At 42.0% G+C, this 1,755-nt stretch carries 1 protein-coding gene; it reads left to right on the forward strand.

Features of this window, described 5'->3' with window-relative positions; genetic code table 11:
* The coding region (locus U9Q77_12695) for a hypothetical protein (GenBank protein ID MEA3288216.1) at positions 1–1,755 on the forward strand (1,755 nt) is incomplete at both ends.

Below are 1,755 nucleotides of genomic sequence, written 5' to 3' on the forward strand. Positions count from 1 at the left end.
CCCAGGATACTCTTAATATTTCGGCAAAAGACATAGTGGGCAAACGTGTTGATCCTGAATCTACTTACCATTCTGAAGATCAATTCTATCTGAATGGCTTCGACGAAAACCCCTTTGAGGCTCTTGAAAACTATGCGCAAACTACCAAAGCAGCCCGGGGAATTGATTTAACTTACTATACTTTTCCCTCTGTTTGCATGTGGTTTTTGTCGGTAAGCCATTTTGGCGCCGATGCCACTTCAGAGAATAGCACGGTTGGTGCGGTTAAAGAAATGGAACATATCAGAGAAAGTGGCTTCCTAAACTATTCACCGGTTGCAGTGAGATTGGTTCCAGACAATTACGAACAAAATAACCAGCAGGGATGGTGGGATGATGCTCATTGGCAAAGGCACGGCAGGCAATACCGCTGTGTGGTTGACCATCATTATAAAGAACCTTATGAAACTACTGCCAAATGGGCTGGAAAGATTGTTGAGCTCGGTGGCATTCCACTAACTTATTTCCAACCGGGAATCCGCTCAGAAGATTATGCTGCTACTTTCCCCGGACACATGCTATATGACCAATCACAGAAGTTTGTGCGAGAGAATAAAAAGGTTGTCAGCGATCCCCATACATTGATGGGAATTGGTGGAATTCCAGATCTATTAAATCCGGATGATTGGATTGATGGATGGGGTAAGCTGTATGCGGAGAGCTATGACTATACCGATCCCGATTATTTAAAACATTGGCGTGAAGTCAATCATAATTTGAATAATGGTGGGGTCAAAGGAGTCTTCTATGATTATCCAACTCGCGCATATGCACAGCGTGGTGGGCTTCATGATCGATATTCAACTGCACTTGCAGCCTATACTAATGTTTTCAGGATCCCACATGTAATCATCGGTTCTCCATCCTATTTACAAGAAAGATTAGGGATAGGATCGGATGCTAGCCTGCAATTTGTCAGCTCCGTGAGAACTGAAGGGGATACTAATGTGATCACAACCAGAATTTTGAATAAAGCTGCAAATCGTTGGTACAAAAACCGACTTATAGCAAATTATGATATGGACGGAAAAGCCTTGGTTGATGCTGGGCATGGAGAACATCGTTATCAGATTGGTCCTATCCAGCGAAAAAGCATTCTGACTCTTTCCTATGCCGTAAGTGGAAGATTGTTGTTAACTGAGAGTTTCAGCAAGTTCTCCAAAGAAGTACTGTATGATTTGAGCAGGGTGTTTCCATTTCATTCCAGCACCCTTTCAGCAAGACCTTTGCATGCGTTTACCGGCGGAATGCCGGTTTTGGATTTCCCAATATCTAATGATTGGCACCAGTTGATTCTCTACAATGATTCTGAAAAGGATCAAGAATTCTCTGTTCCAATAAGCGGAAATACTGCCGTTGGTGCACTTGGGCTCCATAATTACGCTGATTATTATCTTTATGATTTCTGGAATGACAAATTTATTGGCAAAACAGCTGGTAATAAGACTATTAAACAAATGGTGAGAGCAGGTGAAGCTAGAATGATTTCGGTACATAAAGTGGACGCTTATCCTCAATGGATCTCCACGAACAGGCACCTCATGCAGGGTTACGTTGAATTAATTGAAAAACCAGTTTGGGATTCCTCAAATAAGACTTTGTATGGAGTCTCATCTGTGATTGCTGGAGAGATTTCTAAAATTACAATTGCCTTAAATGGGTTTAAACCAAAATCGGTTCATGCAAGGGAAGCTAAAACGCATATAAAAGTCCGGA

Source organism: Candidatus Neomarinimicrobiota bacterium (assembly GCA_034716895.1).
Classification (GTDB): domain Bacteria; phylum Fidelibacterota; class UBA8477; order UBA8477; family JABMPR01; genus JABMPR01.